Source organism: Streptacidiphilus sp. MAP12-16, from assembly GCF_041262165.1.
In the GTDB taxonomy this organism is placed as follows: domain Bacteria; phylum Actinomycetota; class Actinomycetes; order Streptomycetales; family Streptomycetaceae; genus Streptacidiphilus.
Genome location: NZ_JBGCBY010000002.1, coordinates 86,426 through 105,371, shown reverse-complemented (window position 1 = coordinate 105,371; position 18,946 = coordinate 86,426). Strand labels below are relative to the sequence as shown.

Here is an 18,946-nt window from a genome sequence, read left to right as displayed (position 1 = left end):
CGAGGTCACGGGCGGCGCCTGCCCGTGATGGTCAGACGCCAGCGCACTTGTCCGCTCGCCGGAACTCGGGCGGCGTCGTCGTGGCCGGCTCCGGCCAGGTCGAAGACGCGCCCGAGCATCGGCTCCACGCCGACCGACCGGTAGGGCGCTTGCTGCGGGAAGCCGTGGAGGTTGCGCCACAGCGCGACAGAGGTGGGCTGCTGGTGGGCCTCGAGCTCCAGCAGCAGCTCGTCCTGCCGGTCGACGACCGTGACCCGGGAGGTGGCGATGACGGCGCCGACCGCGGTGCCGTCCTCGGGCTGCAGGCGGTCCAGGGCGTGGCCCTCCAGGAGGGGCCAGCGGCCGGGAATCCAGTCGGCACCCTCGTCCGGGTAGAGACGGGTGGGAGTCCCGTCGCGGATTTCGATCCGGGCGCTCGGGGAGAGGTCCAGTAGGGCGTGAGCGGCCCACAGGAACCGGTAGCCGGGGTCGGCAGCCAACGTGTAGTCCACCGTCGCGGTCGAGCCGCTGGTGCGGATGCGGCGGGTGAGGTGGAACTGCGGGCACTCCACGCTCTCTTGGCCGTTGCCGCGCTGCCAGGGCCTGGACCAGGCGTCTCCGTGGTCCGGTCGGCCGCGAACGGTCGGCAGGCACTCCTCCAGACCTCCGGCGTCGGCGAAGTCGTCCGCAGGGCGGACAGTGGCGCGGCGCGGGTTCGTCGCGGTGCCACAGCCATTCGCGGCCATGGGCGTGCAGTGAGGTCCAACGGCCCCCATGGTCAGGATCGGTGCAGATGCGCATGCCGCGGTCCGGTGTGGCGTCGGTGGGGCTCACCACTCGGCGAAGGAGCCGTCGGCGTGGCGCCACACCGGGTTGCGCCAGACATGGGCGCTGCGGTCCGCAGCGCGGACAGCCTGCTCGTCCACGGTGATGCCGAGGCCGGGCAGGCTGGTGCGGTGGGCGTGGCCGTCGGTGAAGCGGAACGGTTCGGCGTCCACCAGGTAGGACAGCAGGTCGGCGTCCTTGTTGTAGTGGATGCCCCGGCTCTGCTCCTGGATGAGGAAGTTCGGTGTGCTGAACGCGACTTGGAGACTTGCGGCCAGGGCGATCGGTCCGAGCGGGCAGTGCGGTGCCAGGTGTGCGCCGAATGTCTCGGCGAGGGACGCGATGCGGGTCACCTCGGAGATGCCTCCGGCGTGGGAGAGGTCGGGCTGCGCGACCGCGATGCCGGCCGTGAGCGCGGGCAGGAAGTCGGTGCGCGAGTACAGCCGCTCACCTGTGGCCAGGGGTACGGGCGTGGCGTTGACCAGGTCGGCGAGCAGGTGGGACTGCTCGGGCAGCACTGGCTCCTCGACGAACAGCGGGTGCAACGGTACGAGTTCGTGCAGAACCCGGCGGGCGTTGGCGGCGCTGAAGCGCCCGTGGAAGTCGATCGCCACGTCGCGGTGCGGTCCGAGGACCTCGCGAACGGCAGCGACTCGATCGACGACCGCGGTGGTCTGCGCGGGCGTGGTGATCGGCGCGGTACGACCGGCGCCGTTCATCTTCACCGCGGTGAAACCAGCCTCGACCTGGGCCTCGACCTGTTCGCGCAGCTCTGCGGGTTCGTCCCCGCCGACCCACGCGTAGACCCGCACCCGGTCACGGACCGGGCCGCCGAGGAGTTGGTGGACGGGCACGCCGAGGGTCTTGCCGGCGATGTCCCAGAGCGCCTGGTCGATGCCGGCTACGGCGCTGGACAGAATGGGGCCGCCTCGGTAGAAGCCACCCTTGGTCAGCACCTGCCAGTGGTCCTGGATTCGCAGCGGGTCCTGGCCGATCAGGTACTCGCTGAGGACGTCGACCGCGCTGCGGACCACTTCGGCGCGGCCCTCGACGACCGGTTCGCCCCAGCCGACGACGCCGTCGTCGGTCTCGATGCGGCAGAACAGCCAACGGGGCGGGACGAGGAACGTGTCGATGCGAGCGATCTTCACTGGTCCTGGGTGTCCTTGTCGTCGGAGCTGCCGTGGATCTTGTCCAGATCGCGCATGGCCTGCGCGAGCAGAGATTTCATGGCCTGTTCGGCGGCGTCGGGGTCACCGGCGCGGACCGCGTCCAGGACCGCCTGGTGGCTGGGCACCGGGTCCTCGCTGTGCGGGGCGCTGTGCACGATCTGGTCGCGGTGTGCCAGCCCGGACTCGATGACCATCTCCATGCGCTCCAGCAACTCGTTGTGAGTGGCTGTGAGCAGCGCGCGGTGGAACGCGAGGTCGGCTTCGATCGCGTGAGCGGCATCGCCCTCGCGTCCCATCGCCTCCAGGGCGGTCGCGAGGGCCTGGAGGTCGGCGTCGGTGCGGCGTTCGGCGGCGAGCCGGACTGCGGCCGGCTCCACGATGCCGCGGACCTCGCCGAGGTTGCGCAGCAGCGCGACATCGACGGCAGAGCCGGTGCTGCTGGCGAACTGCCAGCGCAACACGTCGGCGTCGAGCAGGTTCCATTGGGCGCGGGGGCGTACGAACGTGCCGCGCTTCTGCCGGGCGTCGACCATGCCCTTTGCGGCGAGCACCTTGAGTGACTCGCGCAGCGCGGTCAGGCTGACGTCCATTTCTTGCTGCAGGGCGGGCATGTCGAGCGTGGCTCCCTGGGGGAGCGATCCGCTGAGGATCTTTCGGGCCAGGGTTTCGACGGTCTGACCGTGCACTCCGCGGCGTGCGTATGGCTGCATCTGTCTGCCTTTCTCGGGATCGGGTCGGAGGTGGTGCGGTCAGGCCGAGGCTTTGACGACGCTCCAGCCGCCGTCCACGAGCAGGCTGGATCCGGTGATGTAGGAGGCCTCGCCGCTGGCGAGGAACGCGATCGCGGCAGCGACCTCCTCGGGGGTACCGAAGCGGCGTGCCGCGGTCTCGGCCACGCTGCGGGCACGGTCCTCCTCGGACACCCGGTCCCAGGCGGCGGTCAGGATCGGTCCGGGCAGTATCGCGTTCACACGCACCCGGGGCCCGTATTCGACAGCGAGTTGCCCGCACAGCGACAGCAGCGCGCCTTTGCTGGCCGCGTAGGCGGGGTGTCCCGGGATGCCCTTGTGCGCGTGCACCGAGGAGGTGAGCACCACCGCTCCGTCGTGCCCGGCGAGGTCGGGCAGGGCGGCTTTGAAGCCGAGGAAAGCCCCGGTGAGGTTGACCGCGAGCTGCTGCTGCCAGGAGGCGAGGGACGTGGCGTGGGCCGGGGCGACGTGCACCGTGTAGGCGTTGCTGACCAGGACTCCGATAGGCCCGAACCCGTGGGCAACTTCCACCACGCGCTCCCAGTCCCTCTCCTGGGAGACGTCGGCCCGAACGAAGCAGGCCCGGCCGCCGTCCTTGCGAATGCCGGCGGCGGCGTCCTCGCCGCGATCGGCGTCGATGTCGGCCAGGACGACCGACGCGCCCTCGGCGGCCAGACGCGCGGCGCCGGCCGCGCCGATGCCGGATGCGGCACCGGTGACGACGGCGACGCGGTCGGTGAAGCGGGCCGCGATGTTCATGGGAGTCGGGTCTCCTTCGGGAGCGGGTGATCCGGGCGAGTTGACGAAGGGTCATTGTGTCCGTGCAGCTATGTACGTACCAGGACCGTCAGCTCCGCGTCGCGGTCGGCGGTCCATGCGTAGGGCAGGCCGGCGTGCATGAGGTGGGCTCCGCTGAACCGGGTTCCGCTCTCCTGGTCCAGGTAGGTGGCCGAGGGGTCCAGGTCGCGCAACCGCAGCCGGGCCGGTCGCCCCGGAACCAGCGGAGCGCCGTCCAGGACGCCGGTGCTCCAGGCGGTGACCACGACGCGGTCCCCGGCCGACGTGTGGAACTGAAGCCCGCAGGTGGGGTCGGCGGGGCTGTTCAGCAGGTGTACCTCGCCGTGGTGGACGATGTCCCGCACCTGCTTGTAGCGGGCGATCCATCCGGTCGCCTCGTCGCGCTGCTGCTTGGTCCAGGCGCGGATGTCGGCGCCGATGCCGAGCACGCCGGCGATCGAGGTCACGAAGCGGAAGGCGAGGGAGCGGGGTCTGGGATCGAACAGGCCGGGCGCGTCGGTGACCCACGAGCTCATCGTGTGGGCGGCGTGGGCGTGCAGGTAGCCGTACTGGATCCGCAGCCGGTCCATGGGCCCGGTGTTGTCGCTGGGCCAGGCCACGTCGGTGCGGGCGAGGGTGGCGTGCTCGACGCGGCCACCGCCGCCGGCGCAGCCTTCCACGGTCACGTGCGGGTACACGGTGCGCAGATGGTCCAGGACGCGCAGATAGCCGGCGACGTGGGCTGCGTCCAGGTCCTGGTATTCGACGTCCTCGGGTGGTGCCTGGCCGGGGCGGCCGCGTTCGGTGGGCGGCCGGTTCATGTCCCACTTGAGGTAACTGATGTCGTGGCTGTGCAGCAGCCTGTCCAGGGTGGCCAGGACGAACTCCTGTACGTCGGCGCGGCCGAGATCGAGCAGCAACTGGTTGCGGACGAGCGTGGCCGGCCGACCGTCGATGCGGTACACCCAGTCCGGGTGCTCGGCGTACAGCCGCGAGGCCGGGCTGACCGCCTCCGGTTCCACCCACAGTCCGAAGTCCAGTCCCAGGGACCGGACTTCGTCGATGAAGTGGTCGAATCCTGCCGGGAACTTCTCCGGATCCGGATACCAGTCGCCCAGGCCGCCGGTGTCGTCGTGCCGACCCAGGAACCAGCCGTCGTCCACGACGAACAGCTCCGCTCCCAACTCGGCTGCGATGCGCGCGAGTTCGAGCTGGCTGGCGGCCTGGACGTCGAAGCCGGTGGCCTCCCAGGAGTTGTAGAGGACCTTGCGAGGGTGCAGCAGGCGCTCCCCCGCCAGGATGCGCTCGTACCGGTGCCACACCCGGGCCAGACCGTCCAGTCCGTCGGGGCTGAACGCGCAGGCCAGCACGGGTGTGGTCAGCGAAGCTCCCGGAACCAGACGGACCGCGCCCTCATGGGGAAGCCGACCGGCGCGCACCCGTAGTGCGCCCCCGGGTTCGGCGTCGGCGCTGATGCGCCAGTTTCCCGGCCAGGCCAGGGCGATCCCGTACGTCGCGGTGGGACCGTGGGCGGGCAGGGCGGCGTCCTGGACGGCGAGCCAGGGCGCGTACGCGTGGCCGGGAACGCCTTGTGTGCTCGTCATCTCGAAGCGTCCTCGCGCCAGTTCCACCTGGGTGAGCTGGAACTCCTGCGACCACTGGCCCGCAAGGTACGTCAGCCGCGCCTGACTGACGGGGACGTTCACGGCTGCCGAATCGAAGCGCTCCAGGCGCACCTCCCGACTTCCGGTGCAGGACAGTTCGATCCACCGCTGGATGACGTCGGTGCCGGCGACGACCCGGTAGTGCAAGGTGGTGCGCAGCCCGAGCAACTCGTCGTCGAAGTGCAGTTGCAGGGCCCGGTCGCGCTCCAGGTCGGCGCCGCCGAACTCGCACCAGCTGCCCCGGGTGTCGCCGGGGTGGTGGGCGATCAGGTCGCCGCCGGTGAAGGCCCGCAGCCCTTGGGGCAGGTACTCGGCCGGCGCTGCGTCGGCGGGGGTGAGGAAGTGCGTGCGGCGGGACCAGTACATAGGTGATGGACCTGCCTCGATGCCGTGCGGCCCCCAGGCGAACAGCTCGGCCCAGCGGCCGCTCTGGTCCAACACGACTGCGTAGGTGGTGTGTTCGGTGCGCAGGATCCATGGATCGGGGGGACTCATTTGACGGATCCCAGGTTGAGACCGGCGACGAAGTGGCGCTGGAAGCGAAGGAACACGGCGACGGTGGGGGCGGCGGCGATCACAGATCCGGCGGCGATGACATTCCACAGGGAGACGTACTGGCCCTGCAGACCGATCAGCGACGCTGTGATCGGCATTTTGCTGTCGGTGCGCAGCACCGTGATCGCCCACAGCAGATCGTTGAAGATCCAGGTGAACGACAGGGCGGACAGGGCTGCCAGCGCGGGCCGGGCCAGGGGCAGGATGATTCGGGAGTAGATCTGCCAGGGTCCGGCGCCGTCGATGACGGCGGCCTCCTGGATCTCGGAGGGGATGGCACGCATGAAACCGTGGAGCACGAAGACGTAGAAGCCGACGCCGAAGCCCACCTGTACGCCGATCAGGGCATCCAACTGGTCGTAGATGCCGACTACTTCGCTCAGCTTGGAGACCGGGATCAGCAGGATCTGCGGTGGCAGCAGGTTCCCTGAGAGCATCACCAGCAGCAGGGTGCGTCGCAGTGGCAGGTCGTAGCGGCTGAGCCCGAATGCGGCCATGGAGGCCAGCAGCAGCGACAGCAGCACTGTAGGCACGGTCACGATCAGGCTGTTGACCATGGCATGGCCCTGGCCGCCCTCGTTCCACGCCTGCCCGAAGTTGGCCAGGGTGAACGAGCGGGGCCAACTGCCCATGCCGTGAGCGGCGATGTCGTCGAACGACCGGGTGCTGGTGACCAGCACCAGTGCGATGGGCAGCAGCCACAGCACCGACAGCAGGCCTGCCGTCAGATGGAAACCCGTGGTGCGGGCTCTGCGGGTGCGCACCGCGCGGGCGTTCGCGTCCGACGGCGGATTGGTCCCCGTCGGGCCGCCAGTCGTTCGGGACGGGGCCTGGGTGGCGGCCATCAGGTTGCCTCCTTGAAGGCCCGGACCAGATAGGTGGCGATCACGCCGAAGGCCAGCACGAAGATCACAGCTGCCAAGGCGGAGCCGTAGCCCAGCCGCAGCGACTGGAACGCGGTGGAGTACATGTAGGTGCTCAGCAGTTCCGAGGAGTGGTACGGGCCGCCGCGGGTGAGAGCCCACACGACGTCGAAGGAGCGCAGCGAGTCGATCACGATGACGGAGAGCACCACGGCGTTGACACTGGCGAGCTGAGGCAGTGTGACGTGGCGGAACTGCTGCCATCGCGAGGCCCCGTCGACGCGTGCGGCCTCGTACAGCTGTGGGTCGACGCCCTTGAGCCCGGCCAGGTACAGCACCATGACGTAGCCGATCTCCCGCCATAGTGCGGGCACGATCACGGCGTAGAAGGCGGTGCTCTGGTCGGCGAGCCAGGCGTGCCGCCAGCTGCCGAGACCGATCGCCTGCAGAGTCTGGTTGATCAGGCCGTCGGGCTGGTACATGCCCTGCCACACGAGCGCGGTGGCCACCAGTGAGAAGACCACCGGGAGGAACAGTGCGGCCCGGTAGAAGCCGATCCCGCGGCGCTCCTGCTGGAGCAGCAAAGCGGTGCCCAGGCCGAGCACGGCGGACAGGCCGCCGAACAGCAGCAGCCACAGCACGGTGTTCCACAGGGCGGTGCGGAACACGGGGTCGTGCACCATCGTCGTGAAGTTGCCGAGGCCCACCGACCTCGGGGCGGACAGGCCGTCCCAGGAGGTGAACGCCAGATAGAAGCCCTGCAGCGCGGGCCAGAACACCCACGCCGCCTCCACCAGCAGCGGCACCAGGACGAAGGCCAGGACCAGCGGCGGCACCCGGGTCGCCCCGGAGCGCCGCCGGGGCATGGTCAGCACCGCCACGTCACTTGCTCCAGATCTGCTGTGCGTCACGCTGCCACGTGGTGAGGATCGTGTTGACCTCTTTGGGCTTGGACAGGAAGTGCACGAGCGCGGTATCGGCGGTCGGTTGCAGGGCGTCGCTGGAGTCCCGGTTGAAGAACTGGGTGATCTGCGCCGCGGAGGCGATGAGCTTGCGTCCCTTGACCACCAGGGGCGTCCCGTTGTCCTTGGCATCGGGGTGGGTGGGCAGGACGGTGCCGGAGGAGTTCTTGATGTACAACTCCTGCGCCTCGGCGGTTGCGAAGTAACCGAGAAGACTCTTCACCCCGGCGGCGTGCGCGCTCCGGGAGCTGGCGAAGAAGCCGTCAGCGGGCGCTTCCTCGGCCAGCGGAACCTTCGGGTCGATCACGGGGAAGCGGAAGAAGTCGAGGTCGCCGAGCGCGTCCTTGGGAGCGGCGTCGGCGAAGAACGTGCCGATCAGCATCATGCCGGTACGGCCCTCCAGCAGCGAGGTGGTGGCGTCCTGGAACGCCAGCGCGGTGCCGTTGGGGTCGAAGAACGGCAGCGCCTGTCCCCAGTAGTCGAAGACCTTGTGAACCTGCGGGTCGTTGAAGCTGTGCTTGCCGGCCAGCAGCTCGCGATGGTAAGTCGCGCCGTTGACACGGATGTTGAGGTAGTCGAACCATGCGGAGGCGACCCAGGCGGTGCCACCGCCTGCTCCGAGGCCGATCGGCGCGACGCTCTTGCTCTTGAGGGTCTGGCACAGGGCCAGGAACTCGTTCCAGGTCGTCGGCTCCTGCACGCCCCACTTGGCGAAGTTGGACTTCCGGTAGAAGAAGCCCCACCAGTAGTAGTCGGTGGGAACGAAGTCCTGCTTGCCGGTCGAGGCCGAGGTGCAGAGGTCTCGCATCGCGCTCGAGTACCGGGACAGGTCCGGCCCCTGCCACAGGTCGCTCAGATCCAGCAGCAGGCCCTGCTTGGCGTACGCCTCCGCGACCGAGCCCGGGTACCAGGTGTAGGCGTCCGGCGGGTTGGCGGAGGTGAGGTAGGTCGGCAGCTGAGTGCGGAACGTCTCCGACGCCACGGTGTTGAGCTGCGCCCGGGAACCGCCCTTCTTGTCGTATGCGGCGATGACGGCCTCCAAGGCCGCCTTGGCCTGCGGGGACGAGAGGTTGGACTGGAGGGTGACCGGTCCGCTGCTGGACTGGCTGGTGGGTGAGCTGCTCGAGCTCTGGGTGACGCATGCGCTGAGCAGAGCGCCGGCACCCACGGCGCCGACGCCGGCGAGGAAGTGGCGGCGGTCGGTAGAGAAGGGGGTCATCTTCGATCTCCTTGGTTGCGCCCGCGAAACGGAGGGGCGGCGGCCCTTGGCGGCCCGGTCCCGCGGCGGCAGGCACAGCCTGTCGCAACGGCCACCGGACCGTCAAGATTAATTCCTAATTTATTATCTAGAGGATGTGCTGCGGTCTGAGAGCTCGCCCGGTCACAGCGCGGTCTGGAAGACGCGGCCGTCGACGCCGCGGAACGCGGCAAGCACACTGCCGCCCGGCCCTGAGACCGCACCCAGCGCCCCGGAGAACGCGTTGCTGGCGAACCCGGCGTGCGGAGTCCAGCCCTGCCACCCGCCGACGGCGGTGTAGCTGCGCTGCCAGAGCGTGTAGTCGCCGGCCCGGGCATACAGGTGCACCGTGTCCGCGGAGGCGACCAGGGTGGGGCTGCCGCTGATCGTGCCGCCCAGCGAGGTCCAGTCCGACCAGGAGCCGGAGGTGTCACGCAGGCGCCACCACACCGAGTCGTCCGGCGTACGCACAGCCATGTGAAGGTTGCCCGCACTGTCGACGACGGCCGAGGGCCGCCCGTAGATCGACTGGTCCACAGGGGCGCCGAGCGACGTCCAGGCCCGCTGGGGTCCGCGCGACCACACGCTGCCGTCGGCGCCGCGGGCGAACAGTGTCCACTGGTCGGCCCCGGAGAACGCCACGGTCGGCGCGTCGGTCAACGAGCCTCCCAGGTCCTCCCAGCCGCCCCAGTGGCCACCGGTGAGCACGCGCCGGTAGGCCCGGTTGTCGGTACCCCGAACGAACAGGTCAATCCGTCCGGCCGCCGAACCGTAGGCGGCGGGCTGACCCAGGAACCGGCCGCCGGTCGGACCGCCCAGGTCCCGAGCCGCGGACCAGGCGCCGTGCTGTCCGGTCCGCGCCAGTAGAGAGCCGTTCTTGCTGCGTGTGAAGACGGTGAACGTGGTGCCGTCGGCGACCAGGGCGGGGCTGGCCGTCGACTGACCGGGCAGTTCGGTTCCGGTAGCCGTGTCCGTACCGCTGAGGCGCAGGAATGCGGTGCCGTGCGCGGGCACCTCCACCGTGTAGGAGTCGGTGAACCCTCCGCGGTCGGCGCGGGCCCGCAGGTCCCGCACTGCTACCTTCCCGGTCAGACCCGCGTCCGCGAAGCGGATGGTGCGCTGTTGGGGCTGGTCGGAGCGGTTGAGCAGGACCACCGCGCGCTGGCCCGAGCCCTGGAGGACCTTGCTGTAAACGTCGCCGACCGAGTCGGTGGCAACCCGCACGCCCTGGATGTCGAGCGGGTCCTGGTCCACCGCGACGATTTCGGGGTTGCGCAGTGTGTCGAGCATCGACTGCGGCAGCGTCCGCGGATCGCTTCCGAGTATCAACGGTGAGGCCATCTCCGCCCACATCACGAACTGGGTGGTGGACTCCTCCTCGGACAGCTCCAAACCGCCACCCGCCAGCTGGCGCATGGGAATGAGGTAGTCCGGGTCGTTGTAGTGTCCCGGCCCCTGCGCTTCGGGGTGCCAGGCGTTGGCGTCCATGTTGCGCAGTATGTTCGGCCACTCGCCCGCTGTCGGGGTACCCCAGGCGATGTCGGTCCCGGTACGCCACGAGTCGGCCGTGGTCGGTCCGTAGACGTAGGCGTTGTGGGCGTCCTGCGCCGGAGTGTGCGGCAGCCCCCAGTCGTCGGTCAACGGATTGCACAGGTTCAGCAGCATGGGGCGCCCGGACTTGGCGACCGCGGCGCTGAACTGCTTGAACGCAGCCCCCGGGTCCAGCTTCTCGGCGATCCCGCAGAGGAAGTCCACCTTGACCGCGTCGATCTTCCAGTCAGCGAACTGCTCGGCATCCTGGGCGTAGTGGCCACCACTGCCAAGCCCGCAGTCCTTCCCGTCGTACACGCCGGCGTCGGTGTAGATCCCCGCCCGCAGGCCGCGCTGGTGCAGGTAGTTCACCAGCGCCGGGATCCCGGACGGGAACCGGGTCGGGTTGGCCACCAACTGCCCAGTGACCGGGTCCCGTGGCGTGTCGGCCTGCCAGCCGCCGTCCAGCCACACGATGTCGTAGCCGCTGTCGCGTAGTCCGCTGCTTACCAGGTAGTCGGCAACTCCCCTGACCTGGGCCTCAGTTGGCGCTCCCAGACCGTAGTAGGTGTTCCAACCCATGTACGGGGTCGGAGCCAGACCGCTGTTGTAGAACTGCGGCGCACCCTGGTCGTCCGCGGCGTGAGCCTGCGGCACTCCCAGAGCCACCAGCACAGCAGCACCGAGCAGTGCCGCTGCCCGCCGCCCTCGTGTCGTCCCAGCACGATTTGAAGTCACGTATGCCTCCCGTGAGTTGAGGTCTCTCGACGCCGCATCCACACCGAAGGTCGGCGGCGGCGTCACGGCGAAGACTGTGACTGGACCGCCCAAGCTGTCAATATTTATTGCTAATTAACTTAAACTTCCGAGGGCAGACGTCTCGACTCCGACCCCGGGGCGCTCTCCACCGCTCGGAAAGTCATCGCATCCGGTGAGCAGTGGGGTTCATGGCTGCCCGCGATGGCTGGGATGCTGTTGTGATGACCGTCTCCGACCCGGCCCTCGGGGCCGACCCGGCGCTTCCCGTCACCGGGCCTCGACCTACCGGCCCGTTGGCCTCCCGGATGCGAGCAGTGTTACATAGGCGTATGGGCCGGTTCTGGGGCCGCTCCCGGGCCCCTGCGGGACCCGGTTCCACCGGTGGAAACCCGAGGGACCCGGCCCGCCCGCGCCCCGGGCGGGATCAGGAGAGCGACGGGCGCCCGGACCGGAGACTTCCGCCGGAGCGACGCCGCCGGGCGATCCTTGGCATGCGCAGCGTCGCCGGGCAGGTGTTCGTCCTGCAGGTCGTGATCATCCTGGTGCTGGTGGTGGCCGCGGGCATCGAGGTCTTCGTCCAGGCCCGGCACGACACCACGGTGGAGGCCGGCAACCGCTCGCTCGCGGTGGCCCAGACCTTCGCCAACTCGCCCGGGATCGTCGCCGCGATGGAGTCGGCGCACCCGACCGCGCTCCTCCAGCCGCGCGCCGAGGCCACCCGCCTGGCGACCGGGGTCGACTTCGTCGTGGTCACCGACGACCACGGGATCCGTTACACCCACCCCATCCCCAACCGGATCGGCAAGAAGTTCGTCGGCGACATCGGCCCTGCGCTGGCCGGGCAGACGGTCACCGAGACCATCAAGGGCACCATCGGGCCCCTGGTGCAGGCGATCGTGCCGGTCTTCGACAGTCGCCACAGGGTGATCGGCGCTGTCTCCGCGGGCATCACACTCAAGAAGATCAGCAGCACCTCCCAGCATCGGCTGCCGGTCGTCCTCGGGGCGGGCGCCCTCGCTCTGGGGCTCGCCACCGCCGGGACGTGGCTGGTCGTGCGACGCCTGAGACGCCAGACCCACGGCCTCGGCCCGGCCGAGATGACCCGGATGTACGAGCACCATGACGCGGTGCTGCACGCGGTCCGCGAAGGCGTGCTCATCATCGGGGACGACAGCCGGGTGCTGCTCGCCAACGACGAGGCCTGCCGACTGCTCGACCTGCCCCTCGGCGAGTGGGACAACCGGCTCGTCGCCGACCTGGGCCTGGACCAGTGGCTGACCGACCTGCTGACCTCCGGACGGGCCGTCACCGACGAGGTGGTCAGCGCCGGCGACCGACTGATCGCGGTCAACATCCGGACCACCGACCGCAACGGCGGCCCGCCCGGCGTCGTCGCGACGCTGCGCGACTCCACCGAACTGCGCGCCCTGTCCGGCAAGGCCGACCAGGCCCGCAAGCGCCTCAAGCTGCTCTACGAGGCCAGCGCCGCCATCGGCACCACGCTTGACATCACCCGCACCGCCGAGGAGCTGACCGAGGCGGTCGTCCCGAGATTCGCCGACTTCGCCAGCGTCGATCTGGCGGAACAGCTGCTGCACGGCGACGAACCCGTCCCGGGCCGGGTGGTGAACCTACGCCGCGCCGCGCTCCACGGTGCCCGGCTGGACACGCCGTTCTACCCGGTCGGAACGTCGATCCCCTTGGCGTCCGGCACGCCGCAGGCCGAAGCCCTCGAAGGGCACTCGGTCCTCGAGGCAGACCTGTCCAACCCGGCGTCCAACTGGCTGCTGACCGACCCGGCACGAGCCGAGCGGATCGTGGGGCAGGGCATCCACTCGTTGATCACCGTGCCGCTGCTGGCCCGCGGCATGCTGCTCGGCGTAGCGCACTTCTACCGCTCCGAGAAACCCGAGCCGTTCGACACGGACGACCTGTCGGTCGCCGAGGAACTCGGGGCACGCGCCGCGGTGTGTATCGACAACGCCCGCCGCTTCACTCGTGAGCACCGAATGGCGGTCACCCTGCAGCACAGTCTGCTGCCCGGCGGCCTGCCCGAGCAGAGCGCCCTGGACGTGGCCTACCGCTACCTGCCCGCCCACGCCGGCGTCGGCGGCGACTGGTTCGACGTGATCCCCCTGCCCGGCGCCCGGGTCGCGCTGGTCGTAGGCGACGTGGTCGGCCACGGCCTGCACGCCGCGGCCACCATGGGCCGCCTGCGCACAGCCGTGCACAACTTCTCCACCCTGGACCTGCCGCCGGACGAGCTGCTCGGCCATCTCGACGTCCTGGTCAACCAGATCGACCAGGACCGCGCCGCCACGGACGGCGAGACCTCCATCACGGGCGCGACCTGCCTCTACGCGATCTACGACCCCGTCTCGCGGCGCTGCAGCATGGCCCGGGCCGGGCACCTGCCGCCCGCGCTGGTGCGCCCCGACGGCTCGGTCGAATTCGTCGACCTGCCCGCCGGGCCTCCGCTCGGCCTGGTCGGCCTGCCCTTCGAGACGGTGGAGCTGGAACTACCCGAGGGCAGCCGGCTGGTGCTCTACACCGATGGCCTGGTCGAGGACCGCACCCAGGACATCGACGTCGGCCTCGACCGGCTGCGCACCGCGCTGGCTCAGCCCCACCGCAGCCCGGAGGAGACCTGCCAGGCGGTGCTCGACGCGGTGCTCCCCACCAACCCCACCGACGATGTCGCCCTGCTGGTGGCCCGGACCCGGGCGCTGCCGGCCGACCAGGTCGCGGCCTGGGAGCTCCCGGCCGACCCGGCGGCCGTCGCCCGGGTCCGGGCGGACGTGGCCGAGCAGTTGACCGACTGGGGACTGGACGAACTGGCCTTCACCACCGAACTGATCATCAGCGAGCTGACCACGAACGCGATTCGCTACGCGACCGGGCCAATCCGGGTGCGCCTGCTGCGTGACCGCGGCCTCATCTGCGAGGTCTCCGACGGCAGCAGCACCTCCCCGCACCTGCGATACGCGGCCCCCACCGACGAGGGCGGGCGCGGACTCTTCCTGGTCGCCCAGCTCTCGGAGCGCTGGGGAACCCGGTACACCGCCGACGGCAAGGTGATCTGGGCCGAGCAGCCCTTGCCGTGACGTCGCCGACACCACTGCGAACCCGAGGGGAGCGCGGTGCGGCAGCTGTCGGGGTGTTCGCAGTGGAGCCGACGCGGCGTGCGCGGGCCTGTCAAGGTGTCGGCACGGGATGGCGCGGGTAGCGTCTGCGGGGTGATGCGCCTCGCCGATGGGCGAACCCACCAGCGCCGGGAGCTGCGGCCCGCGCGCGGCAGCCTGCTGCGGTCATGCGTCCACCTGACCTGCGACGGCGGGACGGTCGCGGCGACCGACCTGCGCGTACTGCTGGTCGGGGATGTGTTGGTGCGCGCCTTTGAGGCCGAGGGAGTGCAGGTACTGCACTCCGCGGCCATCCCGGAACTGCCGCCCGAGCAGATCAAGACCCTGGACCGGGCCGTGACGGTGCTCGGAATCCATCCTCCCGAGGCCGACCCCGGAGCGGTAGCGCAGGTGCATGTGTTCGGTGGCGCGCGCCGCGACGCCGAGTCAGGGCTGTGGGTGGAGGTCGGACCGGTGCGGGAGGAGTCCGTACCCCTGCCCGTGCTGCACGAGGAAGACGGCCGTGAGACGGAGCCGCTGGCGTTCCGCCTTGCACTGCTGTCAACTCCCTACCAAGAGCCGGTCCGGCTGACGGCCTCCGAACTGGCCGATGCCGAGCGCACGCTACGCGACTGGCGCCGGCGGACGGCCGTGTGGGCGCTGGCGCCGTCCCGTCCGGTCCCCGCCGAAATCCACGGGCGGCTTCGCGCCGCGCTCGCGGAGGATCTGGGAACAGTCGCTCTGCTGGCCGTGCTGCGAGGAGTCGGGGCAGACCCCGGCGTCCCGGACGGTGCCAAGTTCGAGACCTTCGCCTATGCCGACCGGTTCCTGGGCCTGGAGCTGGCCCGCGAAATCGGGCAGGGATAACGCCGCGTCTCCCCACCTACCCAGTTCTGCACCGGCCCAGCAGATCGTGCCGCGGCACGCCGAATCCGCCTGGCCGAAGGTCGCGGACGCGCAACGGCCGCTGGCCGCGCGCGGGCGGCGGGACGCGCCGCGGGTCGGCGCGTTGGCTGCACGCCGCAGGCTTCGTACCGGACCTGGTGCTGCGCTCCGCCGCCCGGCGCACCCGCGAGACCTGGGAGTTGGTCGCACCACCGCTGGGCCGCGCTCCGCAGGTCGTATTCGAGCCCAGGATCTACGGCGCGGACGGGTAGTAGGTGTAGTCAGGGTAGTTGGGAGCGGGCATGGCCTGCATCGGGGTGCCCTGCGGAGGGGAATCCCAGGTGAGGGCACCCCAGTCGGCTGTGCCGTCGAGTGGTTCCGGAGCCGAGAAGGGTAGCGGTGCGGGTGGGTACGGCGTGGCGAACAGCTCGCCGGGGACGGCGAAACCGTTGGGTGGCGTCTCCACCAGCGCAGGATGTGGCCGGCCCTGGCTCTCGCCCACCCACGGCGACGGCACATATGGCGGCTGGTACTGGGGGACGTACTGTGCCACAGGTTCAGGCATGTACTGCGGTTGGTACTGCGGTTGGTACTGCGGTTGGAACTGCGGGCCGGACTCAGCCTCATACGGTTGCGCGTACTGCGGAGCAGGGCGCACCCCGATGGGCACTGCGGAGGTTTGCGCGAACGCCGCGTACGGGATCGCCACGGTGGGTTCGACATTGGGTGCCGCGCTGATCGTCGCACCTGCGCCGGGCTCCACTGCGAGCTCCGCGGAGGTGGCGAGGGGGATCGGCTCCTGTTCGGCGAGGCCTGCTGTCGATGCCGGCGGGGGTTCGTATGCCTGGAGTCCCTGTTCGGTCCGCCGCTGGGCGGAACTGCGTCCGGCCGCGGTGAGCAGGCGGACCAGCAGCGCCAGCGCGATCAGGGCGGCGCACAGTCCGTAGCCCCACAGCACGTAGGGCGCCGCTTTCCGTCCGTCCGTCAGTCCGTGGACCACGGCGATCGGCCAGCAGACGTACGCGCCGCTGTGCAGCAGCCGCCACAGCCGGGGGCGGGGGCTGCTCACGAATCGTCCGCGTACCGCACCGGTCGCCGCCGTCAGCACCAGCAGGTCCGAGGCGATCGTGCCCAGTCCCAGGGCGAAGCTCGTGCCGCCGCCGAAGGGGAACACCACGGCGAGCGGGCCGGCGTGCTGCTCGGCGACCTTGACGGCTATGTGCGTGACCAGGAATCCGAGCGCCGCCACGGATGTGGCCCGGTGTGCGGTCTGCATCGCGACCCGCTGACGAATCGTCAGCACCAGCCGGTCGGTCGCGGCGAGCCCGCAGACCACGGCCGCGGTCAGCGACAGCAGGGTGAAGACGCCGGCGAAGTAGTCGAGGAACGCCATCAATCGCCCCGCCGTACCGGTGAACGCAACGCCCGAGGAGGGGGCTGCGGTGCCGGTGAGCGCGCGGAAGGACGTGGCACCGATGGTCACCGCGGCGCCGACCACTACCAGGAGCAGCACTAACGGTATGGATGACGCACGGGCGGTGCGGTTGTTACGGGCAGTCATCGTACGGCCTCCGACTCGTGATGCGGTCGTGCAGGGCCCCCGAATCGTGATCTGGCCGTGATGCTAGCGAAGCACGCCAACGGTCCGGCGGGTGCCGCGAGAGACCGTAGGAGGCTGAGTGCCGTTGCCCGGCGTGCGCTCACCCGGCCCACTGGTATGCCCGTCCGGTGATCTACCCGCCGTGAGCTTGGCGCCATGCCGCGCATGCGGGTGAACCGCTGGGCGGGCGGTTCGCCGCTGCGCCCTCGTGCAGGGGGCCTCTTGCCGCCATCAACGTCCAGAACCGCCGACTGCTGCACACCGGCGTTCTCGGAGGAGCGATCAACGAGTACCGCATCAACGAGTACCGTTATGCCGCTTGAGCTGCTGCGATGAATATATGAGCCCTACAGGCTCGCTGAGATCCTCCCCACCCGAACGTGCACGCCGGGGATTCGAGCGACCAATCGCTCGCCGAGAGAAATGCACTCATTTGCGAGGGCAAAAGCCCAGGGCGCGGGTTTTCCTGACGCGGAAGGGGCTCCATTACCACTGTCTTACGCAAGGCTCCCGGGGCGGACTCTCAGGCTTGCGGCAGGGCAGTCTGTATCTCGCCCAAGCGAAAAGGAGCAGAAATGCCCGGGATGCGAATCAAAGTCAGGGATCGTGCGGCGCGGCGCAAGCGCCGACTCGTGATCGGTATCCCGCTGGCGCTGGCAGTCGCCGCGGCTGGCGGGCTGGCCTTCGCGGATGTCACGCCGCAGTCGACTCCGGTCAACGGGACCATGTCCAACACGTCGGGTCCGACCAACGGGGCAACCCTTGCCCCGGCCTCCGCGGCCATCACCGCGCCCAACATGATGAACAGCAGCGCCCTCACGACGAACATCTCCGTCACGACGGTCAAACTCGGCTCTGCCTTCAGCTACCTGTCCCCGTCCACCAACGGCATCCCGACCTGGACGCGTACCGTCACCGCGGTCGCGCCCAACGGCACCCTTGAGGTGGCCTGGCAGGCGTCCAACTCGATCCACGTCACGCCCGTCAACCGGGACCTGCAGCGGCGTGGCCCGGACGTGGTGATCAACGGCGCCTGGGAGATCGGCGGCCTGGTCGCCTTCAACAACGGCTTCACCCTGCTCACCCGCGTCGCCGATCACAACAGGTACGGCGAGACCGCCACAGCATTGATCCGGGTCGCCAACAACCACGTGGTCTTCTTCGTCAGGCTGACCGGTTCCTCCAGCCACGACACCTCACCGGCGCTCAACGGCCAACTCGCCTGGAACGGCAGCCAGTACACGACGTACTTCACCGTGCACGGCACCAGCGGCTCCAACGCCGGGCAGTGGGGCGACAAGATGGTCCCGGTCAGCGGTTCCGGGCGCATCCTCTCGGGGGGCTGGGAATGGGGCTGCCGGGGCGACGTCGGACGCTCCCTCTCCTCGGGCTCCAGCTCGTCCTACGCGACCTGCTACGACGACGGCAGCTCCGGGTCCTCGAAGAGCAGCAACGTCGACCAGATGAGGACCGCCAACGGCAACCAGGTGGTCGCCCTCTCCGCGCGCGGCCCCGTCACGTACAAGAAGAACAACCTCACCTGGAGCGTGAGCCCGCGCTGGAAGACCAACCAGGTCGTCATCGTCTTCCTCAGCGGCAGCCACTGGAAGAAGGCGAACTCGGTCTTCATGACCAGCGATCAGTCCACCCAGCACCTCAACGTCCACATCGCGCCCTACGGCCAGAGCGCAATGCTGGTCACCTGGGACTCGTACCGCAACGGGCAGTACACGGGCACGCACTTCCGGCTGATCGACTCCCAGGGGAGGTTCCTGACGGCGGATCTCGTCCTGACGATCCATGTCTCCGGCAACATCGTGGTGCTCGGCAACGGGGACTTGGCCTGGGCGTTCGTCCAGCAGACCCCGGCCTTCTACCACCGCGGCGGCAGCTGGCCGACCACCACGCACCTCTTCCTGGCCCGTCTGCGGGTCAGCTTCTCGGGCTCGTCCTCCTCGCCGACGTCCACACCGGGTATGTCCGCTTCACCGACACCTTCGCTGATGACGGGCGGGGCGCCGACCACCACACCCTGGCCCACCTCCTCCGCCACCAACAACGCCGGCTCCCACTGGTGACCTACTGATCAGTGGTAAGTAGCAGCACAGGACAAGGCACCGGGTCCCTCGAGCAGACGCTCGAGGGACCCGGTGCCTTTGTCACGAGCCGGCGGTCGGGGAAGGCAGGTGCGCGGCAGAACAGTGCGCACTGATAATTCACCTCCATATGAGTGGGAAATAACGTAGGACGCTCAGTTCCATCATGCC

The 18,946-nt window shown here is 69.7% G+C and carries 13 protein-coding genes; 3 read left to right on the top strand and 10 right to left on the bottom strand.

Annotation, left to right across the window (positions count from 1 at the left end; translation table 11 throughout):
- Positions 1 to 5 precede the first annotated feature (5 nt).
- The 9 genes from ABIA33_RS02485 to ABIA33_RS02445 form a co-directional block, all read right to left on the bottom strand.
- Positions 6 to 725, bottom strand: coding sequence for a hypothetical protein (locus tag ABIA33_RS02485; RefSeq protein WP_370076393.1), 720 nt, complete (start codon positions 723 to 725; stop codon positions 6 to 8).
- Positions 726 to 809: 84 nt separating this feature from the next.
- On the bottom strand, positions 810 to 1,955 hold the full coding sequence (gene dgoD / locus ABIA33_RS02480; protein WP_370076391.1) for a galactonate dehydratase: 1,146 nt from the start codon (positions 1,953 to 1,955) through the stop codon (positions 810 to 812).
- Positions 1,952 to 2,686 carry a FadR/GntR family transcriptional regulator gene (locus tag ABIA33_RS02475; protein WP_370076389.1) on the bottom strand — a complete coding sequence of 245 codons (735 nt, stop codon included), beginning with the start codon at positions 2,684 to 2,686 and terminating at the stop codon, positions 1,952 to 1,954. Before ABIA33_RS02475 ends, dgoD begins: the two co-directional genes overlap by 4 nt.
- A 39-nt stretch (positions 2,687 to 2,725) precedes the next feature.
- Positions 2,726 to 3,484: an SDR family NAD(P)-dependent oxidoreductase gene (locus tag ABIA33_RS02470; RefSeq protein ID WP_370076387.1), complete on the bottom strand. Its 759-nt coding sequence runs from the start codon at positions 3,482 to 3,484 to the stop codon at positions 2,726 to 2,728.
- 68 nt (positions 3,485 to 3,552) lie between these two features.
- Positions 3,553 to 5,661 carry an alpha-galactosidase gene (locus tag ABIA33_RS02465; RefSeq protein WP_370076386.1) on the bottom strand — a complete coding sequence of 703 codons (2,109 nt, stop codon included), beginning with the start codon at positions 5,659 to 5,661 and terminating at the stop codon, positions 3,553 to 3,555.
- On the bottom strand, positions 5,658 to 6,566 hold the full coding sequence (locus ABIA33_RS02460; RefSeq protein ID WP_370076384.1) for a carbohydrate ABC transporter permease: 909 nt from the start codon (positions 6,564 to 6,566) through the stop codon (positions 5,658 to 5,660). The genes ABIA33_RS02465 and ABIA33_RS02460 overlap by 4 nt, the downstream gene beginning before the upstream one ends.
- Positions 6,566 to 7,465 carry a carbohydrate ABC transporter permease gene (locus ABIA33_RS02455; RefSeq protein ID WP_370076382.1) on the bottom strand — a complete coding sequence of 300 codons (900 nt, stop codon included), beginning with the start codon at positions 7,463 to 7,465 and terminating at the stop codon, positions 6,566 to 6,568. The genes ABIA33_RS02460 and ABIA33_RS02455 overlap by 1 nt, the downstream gene beginning before the upstream one ends.
- Position 7,466: 1 nt before the next feature.
- Positions 7,467 to 8,765, bottom strand: a complete 1,299-nt coding sequence (locus tag ABIA33_RS02450) for an ABC transporter substrate-binding protein (protein ID WP_370076380.1) — start codon at positions 8,763 to 8,765, stop codon at positions 7,467 to 7,469.
- 162 nt (positions 8,766 to 8,927) lie between these two features.
- Positions 8,928 to 11,051, bottom strand: a complete 2,124-nt coding sequence (locus ABIA33_RS02445; RefSeq protein ID WP_370076378.1) for a glycoside hydrolase family 27 protein — start codon at positions 11,049 to 11,051, stop codon at positions 8,928 to 8,930.
- Between the two features lie 350 nt (positions 11,052 to 11,401).
- Here ABIA33_RS02445 and ABIA33_RS02440 point away from each other — a divergent pair, with 350 nt between their 5' ends.
- Positions 11,402 to 14,176, top strand: a complete 2,775-nt coding sequence (locus ABIA33_RS02440; RefSeq protein ID WP_370076376.1) for a SpoIIE family protein phosphatase — start codon at positions 11,402 to 11,404, stop codon at positions 14,174 to 14,176.
- Positions 14,177 to 14,311: 135 nt separating this feature from the next.
- Positions 14,312 to 15,061 carry a hypothetical protein gene (locus ABIA33_RS02435; protein WP_370076374.1) on the top strand — a complete coding sequence of 250 codons (750 nt, stop codon included), beginning with the start codon at positions 14,312 to 14,314 and terminating at the stop codon, positions 15,059 to 15,061.
- A gap of 271 nt (positions 15,062 to 15,332) precedes the next feature.
- Here the strand turns inward: ABIA33_RS02435 and ABIA33_RS02430 are convergent, their stop codons facing one another.
- Positions 15,333 to 16,592, bottom strand: a complete 1,260-nt coding sequence (locus tag ABIA33_RS02430) for a hypothetical protein (RefSeq protein ID WP_370076372.1) — start codon at positions 16,590 to 16,592, stop codon at positions 15,333 to 15,335.
- 662 nt (positions 16,593 to 17,254) lie between these two features.
- Here ABIA33_RS02430 and ABIA33_RS02425 point away from each other — a divergent pair.
- Positions 17,255 to 18,757 (top strand): hypothetical protein, encoded by a 1,503-nt coding sequence (locus ABIA33_RS02425; RefSeq protein ID WP_370076370.1) that lies wholly within the window; start codon positions 17,255 to 17,257, stop codon positions 18,755 to 18,757.
- Positions 18,758 to 18,946: the final 189 nt, after the last annotated feature.